The 21,773-nt window shown below is 74.4% G+C and carries 17 protein-coding genes and 1 riboswitch; of the genes, 10 read left to right on the top strand and 7 right to left on the bottom strand.

Annotated features, from left to right (window positions below):
- Window positions 1-7: 7 nt before the first annotated feature.
- From ACIF6L_RS22770 to ACIF6L_RS22755, 4 genes are all read left to right on the top strand, one after another.
- A complete protein-coding gene (locus ACIF6L_RS22770; protein ID WP_352288293.1) occupies window positions 8-511 on the top strand; it encodes a MaoC family dehydratase in 504 nt (167 codons plus the stop codon).
- Window positions 512-694: 183 nt separating this feature from the next.
- The gene (locus ACIF6L_RS22765) at window positions 695-1,897 is read left to right on the top strand and encodes an acyl-CoA dehydrogenase family protein (protein WP_329490091.1); all 1,203 of its coding nucleotides are present in this window, start codon (window positions 695-697) and stop codon (window positions 1,895-1,897) included.
- A 505-nt stretch (window positions 1,898-2,402) separates the two neighbouring features.
- Window positions 2,403-3,095 (top strand): phosphatidylserine decarboxylase, encoded by a 693-nt coding sequence (locus ACIF6L_RS22760; protein WP_329490090.1) that lies wholly within the window; start codon window positions 2,403-2,405, stop codon window positions 3,093-3,095.
- The gene (locus ACIF6L_RS22755) at window positions 3,082-3,960 is read left to right on the top strand and encodes a CDP-alcohol phosphatidyltransferase family protein (RefSeq protein WP_380391186.1); all 879 of its coding nucleotides are present in this window, start codon (window positions 3,082-3,084) and stop codon (window positions 3,958-3,960) included. The genes ACIF6L_RS22760 and ACIF6L_RS22755 overlap by 14 nt, the downstream gene beginning before the upstream one ends.
- A gap of 215 nt (window positions 3,961-4,175) precedes the next feature.
- Here ACIF6L_RS22755 and ACIF6L_RS22750 read toward each other — a convergent pair whose 3' ends face one another.
- The 3 genes from ACIF6L_RS22750 to ACIF6L_RS22740 all read right to left on the bottom strand — a co-directional run bounded on the left by ACIF6L_RS22750 (window position 4,176) and on the right by ACIF6L_RS22740 (window position 8,055).
- Entirely contained in the window at window positions 4,176-5,501 is a 1,326-nt protein-coding gene (locus tag ACIF6L_RS22750; RefSeq protein WP_359804377.1) for a hypothetical protein, read from the bottom strand.
- 402 nt (window positions 5,502-5,903) lie between these two features.
- Complete coding sequence (locus ACIF6L_RS22745) at window positions 5,904-7,019, bottom strand: alpha/beta hydrolase (RefSeq protein WP_329490088.1); 1,116 nt, start codon at window positions 7,017-7,019, stop codon at window positions 5,904-5,906.
- Window positions 7,020-7,341: 322 nt separating this feature from the next.
- Window positions 7,342-8,055, bottom strand: coding sequence for a transcriptional regulator (locus ACIF6L_RS22740; RefSeq protein WP_396490044.1), 714 nt, complete (start codon window positions 8,053-8,055; stop codon window positions 7,342-7,344).
- Window positions 8,056-8,267: 212 nt separating this feature from the next.
- Window positions 8,268-8,460, top strand: a riboswitch (cobalamin riboswitch).
- A gap of 93 nt (window positions 8,461-8,553) precedes the next feature.
- On the opposite strand from ACIF6L_RS22740, the gene ACIF6L_RS22735 reads away from it, so the two are divergent.
- From ACIF6L_RS22735 to ACIF6L_RS22710, 6 genes are all read left to right on the top strand, one after another.
- Window positions 8,554-9,525 (top strand): cobalamin biosynthesis protein, encoded by a 972-nt coding sequence (locus ACIF6L_RS22735; protein ID WP_396490042.1) that lies wholly within the window; start codon window positions 8,554-8,556, stop codon window positions 9,523-9,525.
- Window positions 9,522-11,039: a cobyric acid synthase gene (locus ACIF6L_RS22730; protein WP_359804381.1), complete on the top strand. Its 1,518-nt coding sequence runs from the start codon at window positions 9,522-9,524 to the stop codon at window positions 11,037-11,039. Before ACIF6L_RS22735 ends, ACIF6L_RS22730 begins: the two co-directional genes overlap by 4 nt.
- Window positions 11,032-13,161, top strand: coding sequence for a putative cobaltochelatase (locus ACIF6L_RS22725; protein WP_396490040.1), 2,130 nt, complete (start codon window positions 11,032-11,034; stop codon window positions 13,159-13,161). Before ACIF6L_RS22730 ends, ACIF6L_RS22725 begins: the two co-directional genes overlap by 8 nt.
- 5 nt (window positions 13,162-13,166) lie before the next feature.
- Window positions 13,167-13,772: a cob(I)yrinic acid a,c-diamide adenosyltransferase gene (cobO, locus tag ACIF6L_RS22720; protein WP_329490083.1), complete on the top strand. Its 606-nt coding sequence runs from the start codon at window positions 13,167-13,169 to the stop codon at window positions 13,770-13,772.
- A 194-nt stretch (window positions 13,773-13,966) separates the two neighbouring features.
- A complete protein-coding gene (locus ACIF6L_RS22715; protein WP_396490038.1) occupies window positions 13,967-15,343 on the top strand; it encodes a cobyrinate a,c-diamide synthase in 1,377 nt (458 codons plus the stop codon).
- 202 nt (window positions 15,344-15,545) lie between these two features.
- A complete protein-coding gene (locus ACIF6L_RS22710) occupies window positions 15,546-17,009 on the top strand; it encodes a M6 family metalloprotease domain-containing protein (RefSeq protein WP_396490036.1) in 1,464 nt (487 codons plus the stop codon).
- Window positions 17,010-17,358: 349 nt separating this feature from the next.
- On the opposite strand, the gene ACIF6L_RS22705 is transcribed toward ACIF6L_RS22710, so the two are convergent.
- From ACIF6L_RS22705 to ACIF6L_RS22690, 4 genes are all read right to left on the bottom strand, one after another.
- On the bottom strand, window positions 17,359-18,228 hold the full coding sequence (locus tag ACIF6L_RS22705) for a hypothetical protein (protein ID WP_396490034.1): 870 nt from the start codon (window positions 18,226-18,228) through the stop codon (window positions 17,359-17,361).
- A gap of 87 nt (window positions 18,229-18,315) precedes the next feature.
- A complete protein-coding gene (locus tag ACIF6L_RS22700; RefSeq protein WP_359804388.1) occupies window positions 18,316-19,353 on the bottom strand; it encodes a TolB-like translocation protein in 1,038 nt (345 codons plus the stop codon).
- Window positions 19,350-20,714 carry an MFS transporter gene (locus ACIF6L_RS22695; protein WP_396490032.1) on the bottom strand — a complete coding sequence of 455 codons (1,365 nt, stop codon included), beginning with the start codon at window positions 20,712-20,714 and terminating at the stop codon, window positions 19,350-19,352. Before ACIF6L_RS22695 ends, ACIF6L_RS22700 begins: the two co-directional genes overlap by 4 nt.
- Window positions 20,715-20,720: 6 nt before the next feature.
- Entirely contained in the window at window positions 20,721-21,611 is an 891-nt protein-coding gene (locus ACIF6L_RS22690; protein WP_329490074.1) for an alkaline phosphatase family protein, read from the bottom strand.
- Window positions 21,612-21,773: the final 162 nt, after the last annotated feature.

Genomic DNA, 21,773 nt, shown 5'->3' with positions numbered 1-21,773 from the left:
CATTGAGATGCAGTTCGGACGCACCTACGAGGAGTTCGAGGTCGGCGCTGTCTACAAGCACTGGCCCGGCAAGACGGTCACCGAGTACGACGACCACCTCTTCTGTCTGCTCACCATGAACCACCACCCGCTCCACATGGACACCAACTACGCGGAGCGGACGACCGACTTCGGCAAGAACGTCGTGGTCGGCAACTACATCTACTCGCTGCTGCTCGGAATGTCCGTCCCGGACGTCTCCGGCAAGGCGATCGCCAATCTGGAGATCGAGTCGCTGCGCCACATCGCGCCGACCTTCCACGGCGACACCCTGTACGGCGAGACCACCGTGCTCGACAAGTGGCCGTCCAAGTCCAAGGACGACCGCGGCATCGTGTACGTCGAGACCAAGGGCTACAAGCAGGACGGCACGGTCGTCTGCATCTTCCGCCGCAAGGTGATGGTGCCGACGGCGACCTACATCAAGGAGCGCGGCGGCGAGCAGCCCGGCCGCCCGACTCCGCTGTCCTAGCCCGTCCAGAGCCGTACCACCCAGGAGCCCCGGACGGGTAGGCCGCCGTCATCGGCCGATCCCCACCCCGGTACCGGGGGCCCTGCTGCCGCAGCCACGCCGGCAGGGCCCCCGGAAAATCCCCCCCCCCCGCTGTTCTGCCCTCCCCCCACCCTCTCCCTCTTTCGCCACAGGAGCCGCACGATGGGACGCCTCGCACAGACCGACGGCCTCACCGAGATCCAGCGGGACATCCTCGCCACCGTGCGGGATTTCGTCGACAAGGAGATCATTCCGGTCGCGACCGAGCTGGAGCACAAGGACGAGTACCCCACCGCCATCGTGGAGGGGATGAAGCAGCTCGGCCTCTTCGGCCTCACCATTCCCGAGGAGTACGGCGGCCTCGGCGAATCGCTCCTCACCTACGCCCTGGTGGTGGAGGAGATCGCACGCGGCTGGATGTCCGTCTCCGGCATCGTGAACACCCACTTCATCGTGGCCCACATGATCAACGCGCACGGCACCCAGGAGCAGAAGGACTACTTCCTGCCGAAGATGGCCGCCGGCGAGATCCGCGGCGCCTTCTCGATGTCCGAGCCGGGCCTCGGCTCCGACGTCTCCGCGATCTCCACCAAGGGCGTCAGGGACGGGGACTCCTACGTCCTCAACGGCCAGAAGATGTGGCTCACCAACGGCGGCACGTCCACCCTGGTCGCGGTGCTCTGCAAGACCGACGAGGGCGGCAGCTCCCCGTACAAGAACATGACCACCTTCCTGATCGAGAAGACGGCGGGCTTCGGCCCGAACCCGACCGTCCCCGGGCTCACCGTGCCCGGCAAGATCGAGAAGATGGGCTACAAGGGCGTCGACACCACCGAGCTGATCCTCCAGGACGTCCGCGTCCCGGCCGACCGCGTCCTCGGCGGCGCCCCGGGCAAGGGCTTCTACCAGATGATGGACGGCGTCGAGGTCGGCCGCGTCAACGTGGCCGCGCGCGGCTGCGGCGTCGCCCGCCGCGCCTTCGAGCTGGGCATCTCCTACGCCCAGCAGCGCTCCACCTTCGGCAAGAAGATCGCCGAGCACCAGGCGATCCAGTTCAAGCTCGCCGAGATGGCCACCAAGGTCGAGGCCGCCCACCAGATGATGGTGATGGCCGCCCGCAAGAAGGACAGCGGCGAGCGCAACGACCTTGAGGCCGGCATGGCCAAGTACCTCGCCTCCGAGTACTGCAAGGAGGTCGTCGAGGACGCCTTCCGCATCCACGGCGGCTACGGCTTCTCCAAGGAGTACGAGATCGAGCGCCTCTACCGCGAGGCTCCGATGCTGCTCATCGGTGAAGGTACTGCGGAGATCCAGAAGATGATCGTCGGACGTCGTCTGCTGGAGGAGTACCGCATCGCGGAGTGAGGACGACCAGCACGAAGACTCGCCCGGGCGGCGCGGTGACGCTCCGCCCGGCGGGTTGACGGCCCGGTGACGGCCGGTCGACGGGCGTGCGGGCCCGTCCCGGCACCCCGCCGTGCCACCACGACCCCGGCCTGGTCCGCCTGGGGTCCGGCACGGCTCCCGAAGCGGCCGTAGGGCGTACAGCTGCTGTCACGCGCCCTGCGGCCGCTTCGGCGCACCCCGCGCGCGCCCCTGCGCCGACGGCCCGGGGTTCCCCGGGCATGCCTGTTGAGACAAGAGTCACCAGCCCTGCCCGGACCCTTGGGAACCGGAGCGGGTCGAGCTACGGTCGTATACACAGAAGGCGCAGCTGCGCCGCACGCAGGACACATGACCGAGCAGGCGGGTTGCCCACCCACCGTGTGGTCCCGATAGCATCCACCGGGACAGACGCCGTCCCTTTATTACTCGATCCCCGCGGTGGCCCCCGTCCAGCGGCCATGATCCCCCGCGACAAAGGTCTTCGATGCCCATCAGCCCGTCCCCTCACACCTCCGTCACGGACAGCGATGCCCTCGCCGCCACGACGGCCGGCCGGCGACCCCGCGTGACCATCGCGCGCGGAGCCACCCCCTGGTTCGTCCCCACCCTCGCCACGGCAGCCGTGACCACCGCCCTCACCCGGCGCAATGGCGCGTGGGCCCTGGCGGCGGTGCCCGCCTGTGCGCTCAGCGCCGGCATGCTGTGGTTCTTCCGCGACCCCGAGCGTGAGATCGGCACGGGCAGAGTGATCTCCCCCGCCGACGGCGTGGTGCAGAGCATCGACGCCTGGCCGGACGGCCGCACCCGGGTGGCGATCTTCATGAGCCCGCTCAACGTCCACGTCAACCGGGCGCCCCTGCCCGGCACCGTGACCTCCGTCGAGCACGTCGCGGGTGGTTTCGTGCCCGCGTTCAACAAGGACAGCGACCAGAACGAGCGGGTCGTCTGGCACTTCGACACCGAGCTCGGCGACATCGAGATGGTGCAGATCGCGGGGGCCGTGGCCCGCCGCATCGTGCCGTACGTCGACGCCGGTACCAAGGTCGAGCAGGGCGATCGGATCGGTCTGATCCGCTTCGGGTCCCGGGTCGACACCTACCTGCCGGCCGGCGTCGAGGTCGGCGTCGAGGTCGGCCAGAAGACCACAGCCGGGGTGACGCGCCTTGACCGTGACTGAACCTGAGACGATCGTCGGCCTGGACGACGAGGAGACGGCCCTGCGCCGCCGCCGTTGGGCGCGCGACCGCGAGCTGCGCGCCCCGCGCTCTCCCCAGCACCTGTCCACCGCCGACTTCCTGACCCTGGGGAACGCCGTCTGCGGCTTCCTGGCGATCTACTCGATCACCACCGGGGTCCTCGTCCCGCACATCACCAACCCGGACGCCGCGCCGGACAAGCACAGCGCCGCCACCGCGGTGACGCTGCTGCTGATCGGCTCGATGTGCGACCTCTTCGACGGACTGGTGGCGCGCAAGCTGCGCTCCTCCGCCCTCGGGGCCGAACTCGACAACCTGGCCGACCTGATCAGCTTCGGCATCGCGCCGGCCTACTTCGTCGCGGTCTGGGGCATGGTCTCGCCGGGCTCCGACAGCCGTCTCTCGGCGCTGATCGCGCTGACGGTGCTGCTGTCCGTGGTGCTGCGGCTGGCGCGGTTCTCCGCCGTGAAGATGCGACCCGGGGTGTTCCAGGGCATGCCCTGCCCGATGGGCGCCATGACGGTGATCGCCATCGTGCTGCTCGACCCGCCGTTCCTGCCCGGTCTGCTCGCCATCGCCGGTACCGCGTACCTGATGATGAGCCGGATCGAGTACCCGAAGCCGCAGGGGCTGCTGGCCACCGCGACGCTCTGCTGGATCGTGCTCTCGATCGGCTGCCTGGCGGCCTGGGCGACCGGCCTGAAGGGCGGCGACTACCTGCTGCACATCGGCGCCTACGGCCAGATCGCGCTCGCCGCGATGGCCCCGCTGCTGGTGATCCGGCGCAAGGTCGGCCAGAAGGTCGGGGACGTCCGGGCGCGCCGGGCGGAGTCCCGGCTCGGCTGACCCCGAGGGACGTACGACGAAGGGCCCGGATCCGCTCGACGGATCCGGGCCCTCTCGCATGCCCTGCGGCCCTTGCTTGGGCCGGTGGTGACGGCCGTGCGGGCGGCGTGCGGCCCCGTGGAGGCCGGCTGCGGCCCTGCCGGGCCGGGTGGCGGCCGTTGGGCCGCCGCGGTCAGGCCCGAGCGGCTCCGCGCCGCCGCAGTGCGCCCTGACCGCTACGCGCCGCCGCGGTGGACGCTGAAGGCCGAGCGCCGGGCCGCGCGGGCCACGACCGGGTCCGGGTGGACGCCGGAGACGGCGGTCAGCACCGACGCCGCCCGCGGGTGGCCGGACTGCCGGGCCCGGGCGAACAGCCGGACCGGGTCACCGGCCGAGGCGCCCTCGACATGGCCCACCAGCAGCTCGGTCTCGCCGTGGTCGAGCACCGCGGCCGCGGTGTCCACCCAGAGCCAGGCGGCGTCCTCCGCGCCCAGCACATCGGCCGGGGCGACGCCCTCGTCCGACTGCTCGGCCAGCCAGAGCAGCGCGTAGGGGCGCAGCACCGGGGCGTCCACGGCCGCCCGGACGGCCTGCTCGGCGGTGGAGCCGGCCACCCGCAGCGCCTCGAAGGCGAGGCCGCGCACCAGTGCGTCGTCACCCTGGGCGGCGTCCAGCAGCTCGGCCACCGCCCGGTCGGCCGGTCGGGCCGCCACCCAGGCGCGGAACTCGGCCCGGGCCGGGCCCGGCGAGTAGTCGGCGCAGGCGTTGAGCAGCTCGAAGGCGCTCTGCTCGATGTGTCCGGCGGCGGTCTGCGCGACGGTGCAGATCTCCTCCAGCTTGGCCCGCACCGCCCAGTGCCCGAGGGGGGAGAGCTCGGCGGCGTCGTCCTTGCGGACCACCGCGCCGACCGCAGCCAGGCCGTCCAGCATCCAGTCCAGCACGGCCGCCACGTCGGAGGGTGCGGCCGGGGTGTCGATCTGCGGCTCGCGGCAGGTGCCGCGGACGGCCGAGACCGCGGAGGCGGCGTGCGGCACGGGCGAGAGGCCCAGCGCGCCGTCGCCGCCGCCGACCCGGCGCTCGTCCAGGCCCCGGCGCAGCAGCTCCAGCAGTTCGCTGTCGGCGACCGGGCCGGCCACCAGGTGGAGGAAGGAGAGCAGCTGCGGCGCCTGGTCGACGGCCTGCCCGGCGAGCACCGCGAACACGCCGCGCAGGGCGGCGGGCGGCACCGGGGCGAGCAGCGTCCAGGCGTCGAACAGGGCGGACCAGCCGCGGACCACGGCCTCGTCGTCGTGCTCCCAGGCGTGCAGGCGCCAGCCGGGGGCGGCGCCGCCGTCCCGGGCCTCGACCAGACCGACCAGCAGGGCCTGGCCCCAGGCCCTGCCGGCGGCGCCCACCGTCATGGCGAGGGCGCGGCCCGCGTCGCGGGCGTCCTCGGGGAGCAGCTCGCCGCGCTTGTCGACCTCGGCGAGTTCACCGGCCCAGCGGGCGATGCGGACGGCGTCGATCAGCATCCGACGGGCCAGCGGGGCGAGCTCGGCGGGAGCGGGGAAGCCGTCCGGCACCGGGACCCGGCCACGGCCGGGGGCTGGTGCGGGGCCTCGTCGGCGGGGTACGCCGGAGCCGCCCGGCCTGGCGCCGGCGGGGCGGTGGGCAGTTCCGGGGAGACGGGTCACCGTCGCACCGGAGCCGATCGTCGGCGGGAGCTGGGCATCACGGTCGCGCGGATTCCGAGACGTCACGTCGAGCAGTCTTCCCCTTGTACCGGCCTTCTGTCACATCCGATCGGCCCCGACTACCGACAGGTGGTCGCAGGGGGTCGACAAGATCGGGCAACAGAGGCCAAACCGCCTGGCCGAATCCGTGTGACGCGGACACGCCAGCCTGGGGAAAGACGGGGCGGACGGGGTGCGGGAAGGGGCCCGAGGGGCTGTCCGGAACACGGCTGGGACCGCCCGCGACGGGCCTCAGAGCAGGGGGGTGAGCCAGCGCCGCAGGTGCTCCTCGTAGCGGTCGGGGTCGGCGTTCCAGAGGCCGGCGTGCTCGCCGCCGGGGACGGCCTGGAGGCCGACCACGTCGGAGCGGCGGTGGGCCAGCCGGGCGGCGGCCTGCCAGGGGGCCAGCGCGTCGTCGGGCCCGTGCAGGAGGAGCGTGGGCACCCGCAGGTCGGTGCCGTCCGCGAGGCGGGCGAAGTCGGCCAGATCCACGCCGGCCCGGCCCTCGGCCGCGAGCGCGCCCAGCTCGGCGGCGGCGCCCCGGTAGCCGGCCCGGGCGGCGCCCCGGCGGGCGGTGGCCGACCAGTCGAGCACGGGCGAGTCCAGCACCAGGCCGCTGATCGAGGAGGCCCAGGCGGAGCGGGCCGCGGTCTGCAGGACCATGGTCGCGCCGAGCGACCAGCCGTACAGGATGACCCGCCCGGCGCCGCTGTCCAGGGCCAGCCGCAGGGCCGCCTCGACGTCGCGCCACTCGGTCTCGCCGAAGTGGCCGAGGCCGTCCGGGGAGGCCGGCGCGCCCTCGTCGCCGCGGTAGGTGACGGCCAGGACGGGCAGCGCGAGCCGGTGCAGGACGGGCATCACCGGCAGGGTCTGCTGCCGGTCGGCGCCGGGGCCGTGCACCAGGATCACCCAGGTGCCCCGCTTGCCGTCCAGCCGCCAGGCGGGTAGCGCGCCCAGCTCGCCCTGGACGGCGGTCTCGGTGTACGGCAGGCCGAGGGCGCTGGTCGGGTCGCCGAGGTGGACGCGGGGCGTGAAGCGGACCGCGGTACCGGGGGCCAGGGTGCCGCGGTCGGCGCGGACCAGCCGGCGGGTGACGCCCCGCTCGTCGGCGTGCAGGATCTCGCCGACCACCGCGTGGCCTCCGTCGCCCCACTCGACGGCCCAGCGGCCGGGGCGGGCGCTCTCGGCGCTGCGGGTGAAGGTGGCCCGTCCGGCGGCGAGGGTCAGCACCACGACGGGGCCGGCGGCCCGCTCCCGGCCGACCGCCGGGCGGACCATCCGCTCGGAGGCCCTCCGGCCGATCAGCAGGACGGCGGCCCCGGTGCCGACGGCGGCGGCCGCCACGGCGGCTGCGGTTCCCCAACGCATATCGCTCCCCGCTCTGTTGGTCGCGGACTGGGCAGTCTGCCCACCAGTCCACTCGCGGGGGCGCCACCCGGCCACCGGACGCGGCCGTCCGGGTCACGGCGGCACGGGTCTTGGCCGGGTCACCGCGGCGCGGGTCTCGGCCGGGTCACCGCGGCGCGGGTCTCGGCCGGGTCACCGCGACACGGGAAGCGGCTGCGAGAAGCGACGGCGCGGTTCTCGGCCCTCTGGTCACGGCGGCGCGGGAAGCGGCAGAGGGAGAGGGCAGGGAGGGAGAGGGCAGGGAGGGGGAGGCGCCGCGCGGGGGCGGCGCGGTAGCGGCCCGTCAGACCGGGATCTCGGTCTCCAGGCGCTCCAGCAGCTCCCAGAACCGCTCGCCGAGCGGCCGGGCCGCCGCCGCGCGGGTGTCCGCCGCCGGGGCCGGGGAGCCCCAGCTGCCGGCGCCCCAATGGGAGGTGACCTGGTACTCGTTCTGCAGCGCCGTCAGCACGGCGGTGAGGTCGACCTCGTGCACCGGCACGATCCGGCCGATCGGCCGGAGCTGCGCCTGCCAGCGGCCGTCCACGCACTGCCGCAGCCGCCGGTCCAGCTCCTGCGCCCGGCCGGTCACCGCGACCAGCTCGCGCAGGGTCGTGCCGAGCACCTGGGCCAGCGCGTGGGTCTGCTCCTGGTCGCCGTCCCACTGACCGGTCGCCTCGGCCCGCTGGTACCGGTCCAGTGCGAGGCCGATCCGGTGGGCCGCGCTCTCCTGGTTGAGCTCCCGGGCGACCCGGAAGTCCCGCAGCCGGGCCGGGCGGACGCCCATCAGCTGGGCCGGCGGGCACCAGAGCGCCCGGGCCAGGGCGATGAACTCGTCCTCGGCGGGGCGCAGCTCGCCGCTCTCCCAGCCGAGCACGTGGGAGGGCAGCAGCCGGACGCCGTGCGCGGCCATGCCCTCGACCACCTGCTCGGGGGTCAGCCCGAGGCCGGCGCGGTGCGCGCGGGCGGCCGCGGGCGAGAAGGGCACCGGGGGCACGGCGGGTGGCTGTCTGCGTCGCATGGCCCGACGGTAGGGGGCGGTCCGGCCGCCCCCCAGCCGCCGAACACACGAAGCGGGCCCGGAGGCTCCTCCGGGCGACTGGACGATCGCACAGGCTGTCATGCCCCTGCGGGGGGTGCCGATCGGAGGTAGCGACGGCGTCGGGCGGTCCGGCTCCGCTGTGACCAACCCCTCCGTGACCTTGGTTGACGCACGGTTCGGCCGCGTGATGGGATCCTTCAGCCAAACGGAGGCATGCAGAGGAAGCCGGTGCGAGTCCGGCGCGGTCCCGCCACTGTCACCGGGGAGCACACTCGGAGTCCCTCCTCCGCCGGCCACGGCGCCGGAGGGGGCCCATCGCGGCGGGCCGTCAGAAGCCGCCGCCGGGCCCGGGGGTGCGTTCGACCCGGAAGCCAGGAGACTCTCGCCCCCGGTACGTCGATCCAGGGCGCGGACCCTGAGTGAGGACACGCACGCGATGCAGGCTGCCCCGACCTTCCGAGCCCTCTGCTGTCCACCGTGCGCCCGCTGACCCGCGCCGCCGCCTTCGCCCTGGGGGCCGCGGCCGGGTACCTCGCCGACGCCCGCTTCGCCGACCCGCGCCGCGGCCACCCGGTGGCCGTCTTCGGCGGCGCGGCCGGCCGGCTGGAGCGGCGGATCTGGCGGGACGACCGCGCCGTCGGAACGGCTTTCACGGCGCTCTGCGTGGGCACCGTCGCGGCCGGCGCGCTGGCGGCCGACCGCACCCTGGGCCGCCGGCCGCTCGGGCGGGCCGCGCTGGCCGCCGCCGCGACCTGGACGGTGCTCGGCGGCACCTCGCTCACCCGCGAGGCCCGCACGATCGGACGCTCGCTCGCCGCGCACGACCTCGCGGCGGCGCGGCAGCGGCTGCCGCACCTGTGCGGGCGGGACCCGAGCGCCCTCGACGAGGGGCAGATCGCCCGCGCGGTGGTCGAGTCGGTCGCCGAGAACACCGCCGACGCCGTGGTCAACGCACTCGTCTGGGGCGCCCTCGCGGGCACGCCCGGGCTGCTGGCGTTCCGCGCGGTCAACACCCTGGACGCGATGGTCGGCCACCGCTCGCCGCGCCACGCCCGGTTCGGCTGGGCCTCGGCGCGGCTGGACGACGTGGCGGGCTGGCCGGGCGCGCGGCTGACCGCGCTGCTGACCGTCGCCGCCGCGCCCGAGCCCCGGACGGCCTGGCGGGTCTGGCGCCGGGACGGCTCCGCCCACCCCAGCCCCAACGCGGGCCAGGCCGAGTCGGCCTTCGCCGGCGCCGTCGGCGTGCGGCTCGGCGGCACCCTGCGGTACGGCGCCCGGGTCGAGCACCGGCCGGTACTGGGCGGCGAGCTGCGGCCGGTGACGGTGGACGACATCGAGCGCGCCTGCCGGCTCTCCCGCCGGGTGGGACTGCTCGCACTGGGTACGACCGTCGCCGGGCACGCCGTCGTGCAGGCACTCAAGGCGGGGACGAGAAGGGGGAGCGCATGAGCAACGCACTGCTGGTCGCCGGGACGACCTCGGACGCCGGCAAGAGCGTGGTCACCGCGGGCATCTGCCGCTGGCTGGCCCGTCAGGGCGTCGCCGTGGCGCCGTTCAAGGCGCAGAACATGTCGCTGAACTCCTTCGTCACCGCCGACGGTGCCGAGATCGGCCGCGCCCAGGCGATGCAGGCCCAGGCGGCCCGGGTGGAGCCCGAGGCGGCGATGAACCCGGTACTGCTGAAGCCCGGCGCGGACGGCCGCAGCCAGGTGGTGCTGCTCGGCCGGGCGGTCGCCGAGGTCGGCGCGCTGGACTACCGCGACCGCAAGCCCGTCCTGCTGGAGCGAGCGCTGGAGTGCCTGGCCGACCTGCGCCGGCGCTACGACGTGGTGGTCTGCGAGGGCGCCGGATCGCCCGCCGAGATCAACCTGCGGGACCGGGACATCGCCAACATGGGCCTGGCCACCGCCGCCGGCCTGCCGGTCGTGGTGGTCGGCGACATCGACCGCGGCGGCGTGTTCGCCGCGATGTACGGGACGCTGGCGCTGCTGTCGGAGCAGGACCAGCGCCATGTGGCGGGCTGGTTCGTCAACAAGTTCCGCGGCGACGCGCGGCTGCTGGCGCCCGGGCTGGAGATGCTGCGCGAGCTGACCGGCCGTCCGGTGCTGGGCACCCTGCCGATGCTGTCCGGGCTCTGGCTTGACGCCGAGGACTCCCTGGACCTGACCACCGTGGTGGACCGCGCCGAGGGGCGCGGGCCGCTCGGCGCCGACGTGCTGCGGGTGGCCGTGGTGCGCTTCCCCCGGCTGTCCAACTTCACCGACGTGGACGCACTGGCCCAGGAACCCGGGGTGCTGGTCCGCTGGGCCACCCGGCCCGAGGAGCTGGCCGACGCCGACCTGGTGATCCTGCCCGGCACCCGGGCCACCGTGGCCGACCTGGCCTGGCTGCGCGAGCGCGGCCTGGAGCCGGCCCTCAGGGCCCGGGCCGCGGCCGGGCTGCCGGTCCTCGGCGTCTGCGGCGGCTACCAGATGCTCGCGCGCGCCATCCACGACGAGGTCGAGTCGAAGGCCGGTGCCGTCGACGGCCTCGGGCTGCTCCCGACGCACGTCCGGTTCGGCGCCGAGAAGGTGCTCGGCCGACCGGTCGGCGAGGCCTACGGGCAGCCGGTCCAGGGGTACGAGATCCACCACGGGATCGTCACCGTGGAGGGCGGAGAGGCGTTCCTGGACGGCTGCCGGGTGGGGGCGGTCTGGGGCACGACCTGGCACGGCGCGCTGGAGAACGACGGCTTCCGGCGCGCGCTGCTGCGCGAGGTCGCCGCTCTGTCGGGCCGGGCGTTCGTGCCCGCGCCGGACACCTCGTTCGCCGAGGCGCGCGAGGCCCGGCTGGACCGGCTGGGCGACCTGATCGAGGAGCACGCGGACACCGACGCGCTGTGGAAGCTGATCGAGGGCGGGGTGCCGGCCGCGGGTTCGCTGCCGTTCCTGCCGCCCGGGGCCCCCTTGGAGAATCATGAGTGACGTCCGCTACCCCTTCACCGCGATCGTCGGAATGGCCGACCTGCGGCTCGGGCTGCTGCTCAACGCGGTCTCCCCGGCCGTCGGCGGCGTGCTGGTGCGGGGTGAGAAGGGCACCGCCAAATCGACCATGGTGCGGGCGCTGGCCGGACTGCTCCCGTCCATCGCCGCCGTCGACGGCTGCCGTTTCGCCTGCGACCCGGCCGCGCCGGACCCGGCCTGCCCGGACGGCGCGCACGACGGCGCCGACGAGACCCACCGCCCGGCCCGGTTGGTCGAGCTGCCGGTCGGCGTCTCCGAGGACCGGATCGTCGGCTCACTGGACCTGGAGCGCGCGCTGGCCGAGGGCGTGAAGGCGTACGAGCCGGGCCTGCTGGCCCGGGCGCACCGGGGCGTGCTCTACATCGACGAGGTCAACCTGCTCCAGGACCACGTGGTGGACCTGCTGCTGGACGCGGCCGCGATGGGCCGCTCCTACGTGGAGCGCGAGGGCGTCTCGGTGCGCCACGCGGCGCGGTTCCTGCTGGTCGGCACGATGAACCCGGAGGAGGGCGAGCTGCGCCCGCAGCTGCTCGACCGGTTCGGCCTGACCGTGGAGATCGCCGCCACCCGGGAGCCGGCCGAGCGCGCCGAGGTGGTCCGCCGCCGGCTGGCGTACGACGCCGACCCGGCCGGGTTCGCCGCGCGCTTCGCCGAGGACGAGCGCGCGCTCGCCGGGCGGATCACCGCGGCCCGGGAGCTGCTGCCCGAGGTGGAGCTGACCGACACGGCGCTGCGCCAGATCACCGCCGTCTGCGCCGCCTTCGAGGTGGACGGGCTGCGCGCGGACATCGTGATGGCCCGCACCGCCGTCGCGCTGGCCGCCTGGGCTGGCCGGACGCAGGTGCTGGAGGAGGACGTCCGCAAGGCCGCGCAGCTGGCCCTGCCGCACCGCCGCCGGCGCAACCCCTTCGACGCGCCGGGGCTGGACGAGGAGCAGTTGGAGCGGACCCTGGAGGAGCACGCCGGGCCCGAGGAGCCCGAGCCCGCGGAGCGACCGTCGGAGGGGGAGCAGCCCGGCGAGGGCCCCGAGGGGAGCGGCCCCGAGGACGACGGCCCCGGCCCCGACGGCCCCGGCCCCGACGGCGGCGGCCCCGACGGTGGCGGCCCCGACGGTGGCGGCGGCGCGCCCGCGCCCGCGGACACGCCCGACGGCTCCGCGGCCGCCGGGCCCGAGCCGCAGGCGCCGGCCGAGCCGGAGGCCGTCCCGCAGCAGGGCCGGGGCGGCGCGCCGCAGACCGCGCCGGTGGCGGCCGGCGAGCCGTACCGCACCCGGCTGTTCAAGGTGGAGGGCACCGGGAAGGGCGCCCAGGGCCGCCGCTCCCCCGCCGAGACCGACGGCGGCCACACCATCCGCGCCCGCCGCCCGCAGGGGCGCCTGGCCCGGCTGCACCTGAGCGCGACCCTGCGGGCCGCCGCGCCGCACCAGGTGGCGCGCGGGCGGGACTCGCGCGCGCTGCTGCTGCAGAAGGACGACTTCCGCGAGCAGGTCCGGCAGGGCCGCGAGTCCAACCTGGTGCTGTTCCTGGTGGACGCCTCCGGTTCGATGGCCGCCCGGCAGCGGATGACCGCCGTCAAGGGCGCCGTGCTCTCCCTGCTGATGGACGCCTACCAGCGCCGGGACAAGATCGGCATGATCACCTTCCGCGGCGCGAGCGCCGAGCTGGCCCTGCCGCCGACCTCCTCCGTCGAGGTGGGCGCGGCCCGGCTGGAGTCGCTTCCGACCGGCGGCCGGACCCCGCTGGCGGCCGGGCTGCTGCGGGCCCACGAGGTGCTGCGGGTCGAGCGGATGCGCGACCCGCACCGCCGCCCGCTGCTGGTCGTGGTGACCGACGGCCGGGCGACCGGCTCCCGCGACGCCGTCGCGCGCTCCCACCAGGCGGCCGGACTGTTCACCGCCCAGGGCGTGGCGAGCGTGGTGCTGGACTGCGAGGCCGGCCCGGTGCGGCTCGGCCTGGCCCGCACCCTGGCCGCCCGGCTGGGCGCCACCGCCGTGACCCTGGACGAGCTGCGGGCCGAGGGCGTGGCCTCGCTCGTCCGCGACAACCGTGCCAACCGAGCCACCCCGACGCGAAAGGCGGCCTGATCCACATGCCCAAGGGAGTCCCCGAGAGCGTGCCCGACGACGGCCTGACGACCCGCCAGCGCCGCACCCAGCCGATCACCGCCGTCCACACCGGCCCCGGCAAGGGCAAGTCCACCGCCGCCTTCGGCATGGCGCTGCGGGCCTGGAACCAGGGCTGGCCGATCGGAGTGTTCCAGTTCGTCAAGTCCGCGAAGTGGAAGGTCGGCGAGGAGAACGCCCTGCGCGTGCTCGGCGCCTCCGGCGAGGGCGGCACCGTCGACTGGCACAAGATGGGCTCCGGCTGGTCCTGGATCCAGCGCTCCACCGAGATGGAGATGGACAGCGAGGCGGCCGCCAAGGAGGGCTGGGAGCAGGTCAAGCGCGACCTGGCCGCCGAGACCTACCGCTTCTACGTGCTGGACGAGTTCACCTACCCGATGCACTGGGGCTGGGTCGACGTGGACGAGGTGGTCGCCGTGCTGAAGGACCGCCCGGGCAGCCAGCACGTGGTCATCACCGGCCGGTACGCGACCGAGGCGCTGACCTCGGCCGCCGACCTGGTCACCGAGATGACCAAGGTGAAGCACCCGATGGACACCGGCCGCAAGGGCCAGCGCGGCATCGAGTGGTGAGCCCGGCGGGCTTCGCGGGATCCGTGGGTTCCCTCGGGCCCGTGGGTTCCCTCGGGTCCGTGGGTTCCCTCGGGTCCGTGCCGCCCGTGGGTTCCCTCGGGTCCGTGCGACCCGTGAAGCCGGCGAAGTCCGTGACGTCCGTGAAGTCCGTGAAGCCCGTGACACGTCCGTGAGTCCGCGAAAGCAGTAGAGCCTTGAACAGCGTCCCCCGTCTCGTCGTCGCCGCGCCGTCCTCCGGCTCCGGCAAGACCACCGTCGCCACCGGCCTGATCGCCGCGCTCGCCGCGCGCGGTCTGGCCGTCTCGCCGCACAAGGTCGGCCCGGACTACATCGACCCGGGCTACCACGCCCTGGCCGCCGGCCGGCCGGGCCGCAACCTGGACGCCTTCATGTGCGGGCCGGAGCGCATCGCGCCGCTCTTCCTGCACGGCGCCGCCGGGGCGGACGTCGCGGTGGTCGAGGGCGTGATGGGGCTGTTCGACGGCGCCTCCGGACGCGGCGAGCTGGCGTCCACCGCCCACGTCGCCAAGCTGCTGCGGGCACCCGTGGTGCTGGTGGTGGACGCCTCCTCGCAGTCCCGCTCGGTGGCCGCGCTGGTGCACGGCTTCGCCTCCTGGGACCCGGAGGTCCGACTGGCCGGGGTGATCCTCAACCGGGTCGCCTCCGACCGGCACGAACTGCTGCTGCGCGAGGCCCTGGAGGAGGGCTCCGGGGTGCCGGTGCTCGGCGCGGTGCGCCGCTCGGCGGCGGTCGCCACACCGTCCCGCCACCTCGGCCTGATCCCGGCCGTCGAGCGCTCGGCCGAGGCGCTGCGGGCCGTCGCCGACATGGGCGAGCTGGTCGCCGCGTCGGTCGACCTGGACGCCGTCCTGGCGCTGGCCCGGACGGCTCCCCCGCTGGACGCCACGCCGTGGGACCCGGCCGCCGAGGTCGAGCGGGTGGCCGGCGCGCCCCGGATCGCGGTGGCCGGCGGCGCCGCGTTCTCCTTCTCGTACGCCGAGAACGCCGAACTGCTCACCGCGGCCGGCGCCGAGGTGGTGCCGTTCGACCCGCTGCACGCCGACGCGCTGCCCGCGGACACCGCCGGCCTGGTGATCGGCGGCGGCTTCCCCGAGCTGTACGTCCGGGAACTCAGCGCGAACGGGACGCTGCGCGCTGCGATCGCCGCGTTCGCCGCCTCGGGCGCGCCGATCGCCGCCGAGTGCGCCGGACTGCTCTACCTCGGGCGGGAGTTGGACGGCCTGCCGATGTGCGGCGTACTGGACACCTCGGCCCGGATGACCGAGCGGCTGACCCTCGGATACCGGGAGGCCGTCGCGCTGACCGACTCGCCGCTGGCGCCGACCGGCACCCGGGTGCGCGGGCACGAGTTCCACCGCACGGTCTGCCAGCCCGGCGCCGGGGAACGGCCCGCCTGGGGCTGGCGACTGCCCACCGGGCCGAACACCGAGGGCTTCACCGGGGGCACGCTGGGCAACGTTCACGCTTCGTACCTGCACCTGCACTGGGGAGGATCACCGCAGCTCGCCGCCTCGTTCGCGGCCGCCGCGGCCGCGTACCGCGCGGGCTGAGCGAACCGGCGCGCCCCCGGGTCTGGTGCTTTGCCCACGCGGAGCGTCAGAATAGGGCTGATAGCCGCAAATCGCCCATTTCGCAACCGGTACCGGCCAGACCCGACCGCCTTTGGCGAGCCGACCGATTGCCGGCGACCGCCCGCTCGGCGGGGTCGCCATGCTCCCCCGCGGAGTGAGCTGGCTCAAAGGAGCCGTCACGATGCGTCACACCTTAACCCCGCAGTATCACCACCCCCTCGACCCCACCGGCCACCGGCACGCCTGCCCGGTACCGCTGTCCCCCAAGGCCTTCGCCCAACTCCGGGCCCGCTACCAGGACCTCGTCGAACACCGGCGGATCCCGGCGAGCCTCACCTTCGAGCAGTACTACTACGTCTGGCGCTCCCGGCGGCGCGGTGAGAATGTCATCGGCCTCGACGACGGCGCCGTCCGCCCCGGCCCCAGCACCGGGGCCCAGTTGATCACCCGTCCGACCAAGAAGCTGCGCGGCACCATCCGCACCCTGGTGCTGCTGGTCGACTTCCCCGACCACCCGCACAGCCCCGAGCACACCGTCGGCCACTTCGAACAGATGCTGTTCAGTGCCGACACCTTCACGACCGGCTCGATGCGCGACTACTACCGCCTGATCAGCGGATTCGACGCCGCCCACCCGACCGAGCACGGCATCGACATCCAGGGCGAGGTGCACGGCTGGTTCCGCCTGCCGCAGCCGCTCTCCTTCTACACCGACAACCAGTCCGGCACCGGCAACCCGCCCCGGAACTCCCAGGGCATGGCGGCCGACGCGCTGCGACTCGCGCTCGACCAGGGCATCGACTTCTCCGCCGGCTACGACGCCCTCGGCGAGGGCCTCGTCACCGCCCTGTTCATCGTCCACGCCGGCTCCGGCGCCGAACAGACCGAGCGCCCCGGCGACATCTGGAGCCTCAAGTGGAACCCGCCCGGCGAGGACGGCGTGCTGGTCGCGCCCGGCCTGCGGGTGCAGACCTTCCTGACCGTCCCCGAGGACTGCGCGGTCGGCGTCTGCGCCCACGAGTGGGGCCACCTGGCCGCCCGCTGGGCCGACTTCTACGACACCGGCCGCGTCGAGGCGACGACCTCCAACGGCCTCGGGGACTACTGCCTGATGGCGGGCGGCTCCTGGGGCAACGACGGCGTCACCCCCGTCTTCCCGAACGGCATGCTGCGGATGTTCCACGGCTGGACCACCCCGCAGGAGGTCTCCAGCACCACCACCGGCATCGCGCTGCGGCCCGTCGCCGAGGGCGGCGACCTGCTGTTCGTCCGCAACCCCCAGCGGATGAAGGAGAGCCAGTACATCATCGTCGAGTACCGCCGCCAGCGCGGGCAGGACGAGTTCCTGCCCTCCCAGGGCGTCGCCGCCTACGTGGTGGACGAAGCCATCGACAACGTCAACGACGAACACCACCTGGCCATCGCGCTGATGCAGGCCGACGGCCGCAACGACCTGGGGAAGATCTTCGGCACCGGCAACCGGGGCGACCGGACCGACCTCTACCCGGCCCTCGGCAACACCGGCATCGGCCAGCACACCGCACCGGCCCTCAACGAGCCCGACGGCACCTGGAGCGGAGTCACCCTCGACATCGCCGGCACCCCAGGCGCCGAACAGATGGGCGTCGACGTCACCATCACCTGACCCACCCCGACCGGGCGGCCCGCGCGAAACCACGCCCGGCACACCGGTCAGCCTCCCATCCGGGCGGCTGACCGGCGCCCGGGCGTCCTGGGGATCCCCATCACCAGGAATACGCGCCGATGATCATTATTGATGAATTCTGATCGACAGAGAAGTAATCACGCCTGGTATCTGACCGGCCATGCGATGGCGTCGATCCCTACCGAACGCCGGACGGACTGTTTTCCTGGGCGACTCCCCGCCATGTACCGCAGGATGACAGCTCGGATCGTCCGCCTCTTGTGACGACCGGCTGCTCGGCCGGCTGACGGACTGGGCGAGCACGAGTATCCGAGAAGCGCTCCGCCGGTCAGCCGGTGGCGCGGACGTAGATGTCGGCGGCGCCCGAGAGGCCGTTGGAGACCGTCACGATGTAGATCCGACGGCCGGCGACGGGGTGGGTGGGAGACGGGGTGGGGGTGAGGCTGGGGGTGGGGGTCTCGGTCGGGGTGGGCGGGTCGTCGGCGGAGCGGAGGCCCGTCGCGGGCCGGGGCGCGACGGGCTCGGCCGCCTCGGGGGCGGGGTCGGGAGCCGGGGTGGCCTCGGGGTCGGGGTCGGCGGAGGGCGGCGGGTCGTCCGAGGCGCAGGGCGACGGGGTGGCGACCGGCTCAGCCGGGGCCGGGGCCGGTTCCGACGGCGGTTCGGAGACGGTCGGGGGTTCGGCGGCCGGCGGGGTGGCGACCGGTAGGGGCGTCGGGCTCGCCGAGGGCGCCGGCATCGGGGCCAGTTCCTGGGCCTCGGTCGGCTCGTCGCCGCCCAGGGCCGCCGTCAGGTCGGACGGCAGCGGGGCGACCGGGCCGGGGGCCGGGAGGTCGTAGGTCCGCAGGAAGTCGTCGACGCCGACGTCCGGGCCGCCGGCCAGCCGGTAGTGCAGGTAGGCGACCGGCGCGCCGTCGGCGAGGCGGGTGTACACCGCGCCCACGGGGACGTAGTAGCGGCCCGCGCCCGGGTGCTGGGAGGGGTGGAGGCCGGCCAGGAGTTCGGCGCGGTCCCGGTCGGTCTCGATCGCGCCCCGGCCCAGGGTGAGCGCGTTGACGCCCCGGACGGCGAGGGCCGCCAGCAGCGCGATGGTGAGCACCAGGCCCACCGCGATCGTGCGGCGCAGCACCGGCCGGCCGGACAGGGCGGGCCAGGAGTCGCCGGCCACCCGCTCGGGCGCAGCCCGCCCCTGTTCCTTCAACGCTCCCCGCTCCCCCGCCTCGCACCGCTCTCACTGCTCGACGTGGAACCCTACGCCCGAAGTTCCGAGTGGGACCACCCAGCCCGATCAGCCCGGATAGGCCGGTGCCACCGCGGCTTCGAGCACCCGCTCGGCCAGACCGTCGCCGTCCGCCGGGACGGTCCACAGATCGGCCCCGAAGTCGCCGGGGAGGGCGTAGAGCAGCGTCGCGTCGTCGACCCAGACCGCCTGGTCGTCGACGTTGCGCTGCTCGGCGGTGGCCGTCTCGGTCATGGTGGCGAGGTCGAGCACGTAGAGCCGCCAGGGCGAGTCCTCGGACAGGCCGGGGACGCGCTTCTTGTAGGCGATGCGGGTGCCGTCCGGGGAGAGCGAGGGGCATTCGACGTTCTCGTGGAGCGTGGTGAGGGTGCGGGCGGCGAGGTCGCCGCGGACGAGGTGGGTCCGGCCGCCGGTGGCCACGGTGGCGTAGAAGGTGTTGTCGTCGGCGAAGGTGACGCCCCAGACGTTGACGTCGGACGCCTGGTACGGCTTGCCGTCCTTGATCACCGCGAAGGTCTCCAGGTTCTCCCGGAGGTTCCAGTCGCGGACGTCGACGATCGACGAGCGGGTGGAGAAGTCGGTGCCGGCGTAGGAGTCGCCGCTGACGAAGACCGTCCAGGCCGCGAGGTGGCCCGAGGGCGAGACCCGGGAGCGGGTCGGGATACCGGCGGCGGGGAAGGACTTCAGCTCGCGCAGGTGGTCGTCGAGCACGACGGCGCGGTAGGTGTCCTGCAGCGCGCCGCGCTCGGCCCGGAGGCAGATGCCGGTGCCGGCCGCCGCGTAGAAGCGCAGGCACTGCACGCCCGAGGAGGTCCGCGGGCCGTCCGGCTGGTCGGCCGGTACGGAGACGAGCTCGTCGAGGTGCGGGCCCCAGGCCATGTTGCGGAACACCAGTTGGCGGCCGCCGGCCGGCGGGCGGAGCGACACCGGGCCGGGGGTGACCACCGGAGCGCCGGGCTGTGCCTGCTTGGTGCGGGTCGAGTTGTCGGCCGCGTGCAGGACGGCGCCGGTGCCGACGGCGCCGAGCAGGACGACGGCGACCAGCAGGATCAGCACCCTGGTCCGGCCTTGGAGCGGTGGGGTCACGACGGTACCTCGGAATCGGAGGGGGGAGCGGTTCCGGACGCGCCCGGGGCGGTGGGCGTCCCGGAGGCGGTGTCCCTGGGGGCGTCCCGCAGGACGAAGGCGGCCGCCAGCACGCAGCCGGCCAGCGCCGCCGCGGACCAGCCGAGCGCGGCGGTGCCGCCCACCGCGCTCCACAGCGCGCCGAAGGCGAGCGAGCAGCCGAACCGGGCGAGCGCCTGCCCGGTGCCGACCAGGGCCAGCCCGGCGCCGCGCTGCTCCGCCGGTACCGCGTCGGCCGCCGCGGCCGCCAGCACGCCGTCCGTCGAGGCGTAGAACGCACCGTGCAGCACCAGGACGCAGACCACCGCCGGCAGTCCGCCCAGCGGCGAGAGCAGCAGCCCGTACGCCAGCAGCAGGCCACCGTGACCGGCGAGGAAGAGCCGGCGGCGGCCGAGCCGGTCGGCGAGCGCGCCCAGCGGGACGGCGAGCAGCAGGAAGCCCGCGGCCGTGCCGAGCGGCAGCAGCGGGAAGAGGTCGGTGGCGAGGCCGAGCCGGCGCTGCACCAGCAGGTAGAGGAAGGAGTCGCTCACGGTGGTCAGGCCGAGCAGCACGGCGCAGAACGTCAGCCGGCGCAGCCCGGGCAGGCGCAGCAGGGCGAGGCCGTCGCGCAGCCGGGGGGCGGTGGCCGTCGCGGTCTCGCCCGGCTGCCGGTTCGGCACGAAGAGCAGCAGCACCAGCACGCCGAGCACCGCGACACAGGCGCTGACCGTGAACACCGCGTCGTAGCCGTGCCGTTGGCCGCCGTCGGCGAGCAGCGGGCCGCCGGCCAGGCGGAGCACGAGGAAGGCGGCGAGCGGACCGATCAGCGCACCGGCCGTGTCCATCGCCCGGTGGACCCCGAACGCCCGCCCCCGGTGCGCGGGTTCGGTGGCGAGCGAGATCATCGCGTCCCTCGGCGCGGTGCGCAGTCCCTTGCCCGTGCGGTCGACCGCGATCACCGCGCCGATCAGCGGCACGGTGTGGACGAGCAGCAGCAGCGGCTTGCAGAGCGCCGAGAGGCCGTACCCGGCCACCGCGACGGCCTTGTGCCGGGAGGCGCCGTCCGCGCCGCGCCGGTCGGCGAGGTGGCCGCCGGCCAGCCGGACCAGCGCGCTGAACCCGTTCTGGATGCCGTCCAGCAGCCCGAAGCCGAGCGGCGAGAGGCCGAGCCCGGTGAGCAGGTACAGCGGCAGCACCGCGCTGACCATCTCGGAGGAGATGTCGGTCACCAGGCTGACGGTGCCCAGGGCCAGGACGGTGCCGGGGACGGCGGCCGCCCGCCGGCCCGGCCGGAGGGCCGGGTCGACGGGGACCTTGGAGCTGCGGGATTCCGCGACGTACATGGGAGGTCAGTTCCAGATGCCGGTGATGGTCGCGGCGGACGCGGCGTTGCCCGCGTGGGTGGTCAGCCCGGCGAGGTCCTCCAGCGTGCGCAGCACGTTGTAGTGGTTGTAGGTGGTGGCGGTGGTGGAGCCGGGCGTGACGTGCTCGCCGTAGAAGACCGTGGGGATGCGGTTGCCGGAGAGGCGGTTGTCCTCGTCGAAGGTGACGACGAGGATGCTGTTGTGGGTCTTGGCCCAGGTCGCGTACGCGCCGAGCTTGTTCTTCAGCCAGGTGTCGCCGGTGGAGACCGAGCAGTCGTGCATGTCGTTGCAGAGGTCCGGCACGACGAAGGACACCTTGGGCAGGGTCGTGTAGTCGGTCGGGAACTGCGCGAAGGTGTACGCGGTGTTGGTCGGCACGTTCTTGAAGCCGAACCACGGGTTGTGCTTCTGGGCGTACTTGCCGCTGCTGCAGACCGTCGAACCCTGGCTCGGCAGGCCCTCGTTGTAGCTGCCCCAGGTCTTGCCGGCGGCGATCAGCTCGGAGCCCAGGTTGGCGGCGGTGAGCGAGCCGACCGGCACGCAGCTGTCGTCGGTGCGCCCCTGCGCGCTGCCGGAGAACAGCTGGTAGTAGTTGGGCTCGCTCGGGTGGGTGAGCCCGAACGACTGGGTCAGCGTGGCGCCGCCCGCCTTCAGGGTGTTGTTGATGTACGGCGCGCTGGAGCTGCCGACGACCTGCGAGTACGCGTGGTTCTCCAGGACGACGACGACCACGTGGTCGGGCGTCGGCAGGGTCGCGGCCTGTGCGGTGCCGGTGGCCGCCCAGAGGCCGAGCGATCCGGCGACCAGGCCGAGGCCGGCGCCGAGGGCGGTCAGGGTGCGGCGGGGGTTGCGGGGGCGGAGTCGTGCGAAGGGCATGGTGTCCTCCGTGCGTCGGGGAGAACCGGGGTTCGGCAGGAACACCCGGGTGGGGGGTCGTGCTGTGCGGGTCGCAGTGCGTGACTGCGTCGGAGCGCCGCAAACAGTAGGAGCGCGGCGGTGGCGTGGACCGCTCAGGGAAGGTGAAGAACAGGCGAACAC

Origin of the sequence: Kitasatospora sp. NPDC086009, from assembly GCF_044540385.1 — a bacterium.
GTDB lineage: Bacteria > Actinomycetota > Actinomycetes > Streptomycetales > Streptomycetaceae > Kitasatospora.
Note: the sequence above shows the minus strand (reverse complement) of the source record. Positions and strands in the feature narration are given on the sequence as shown.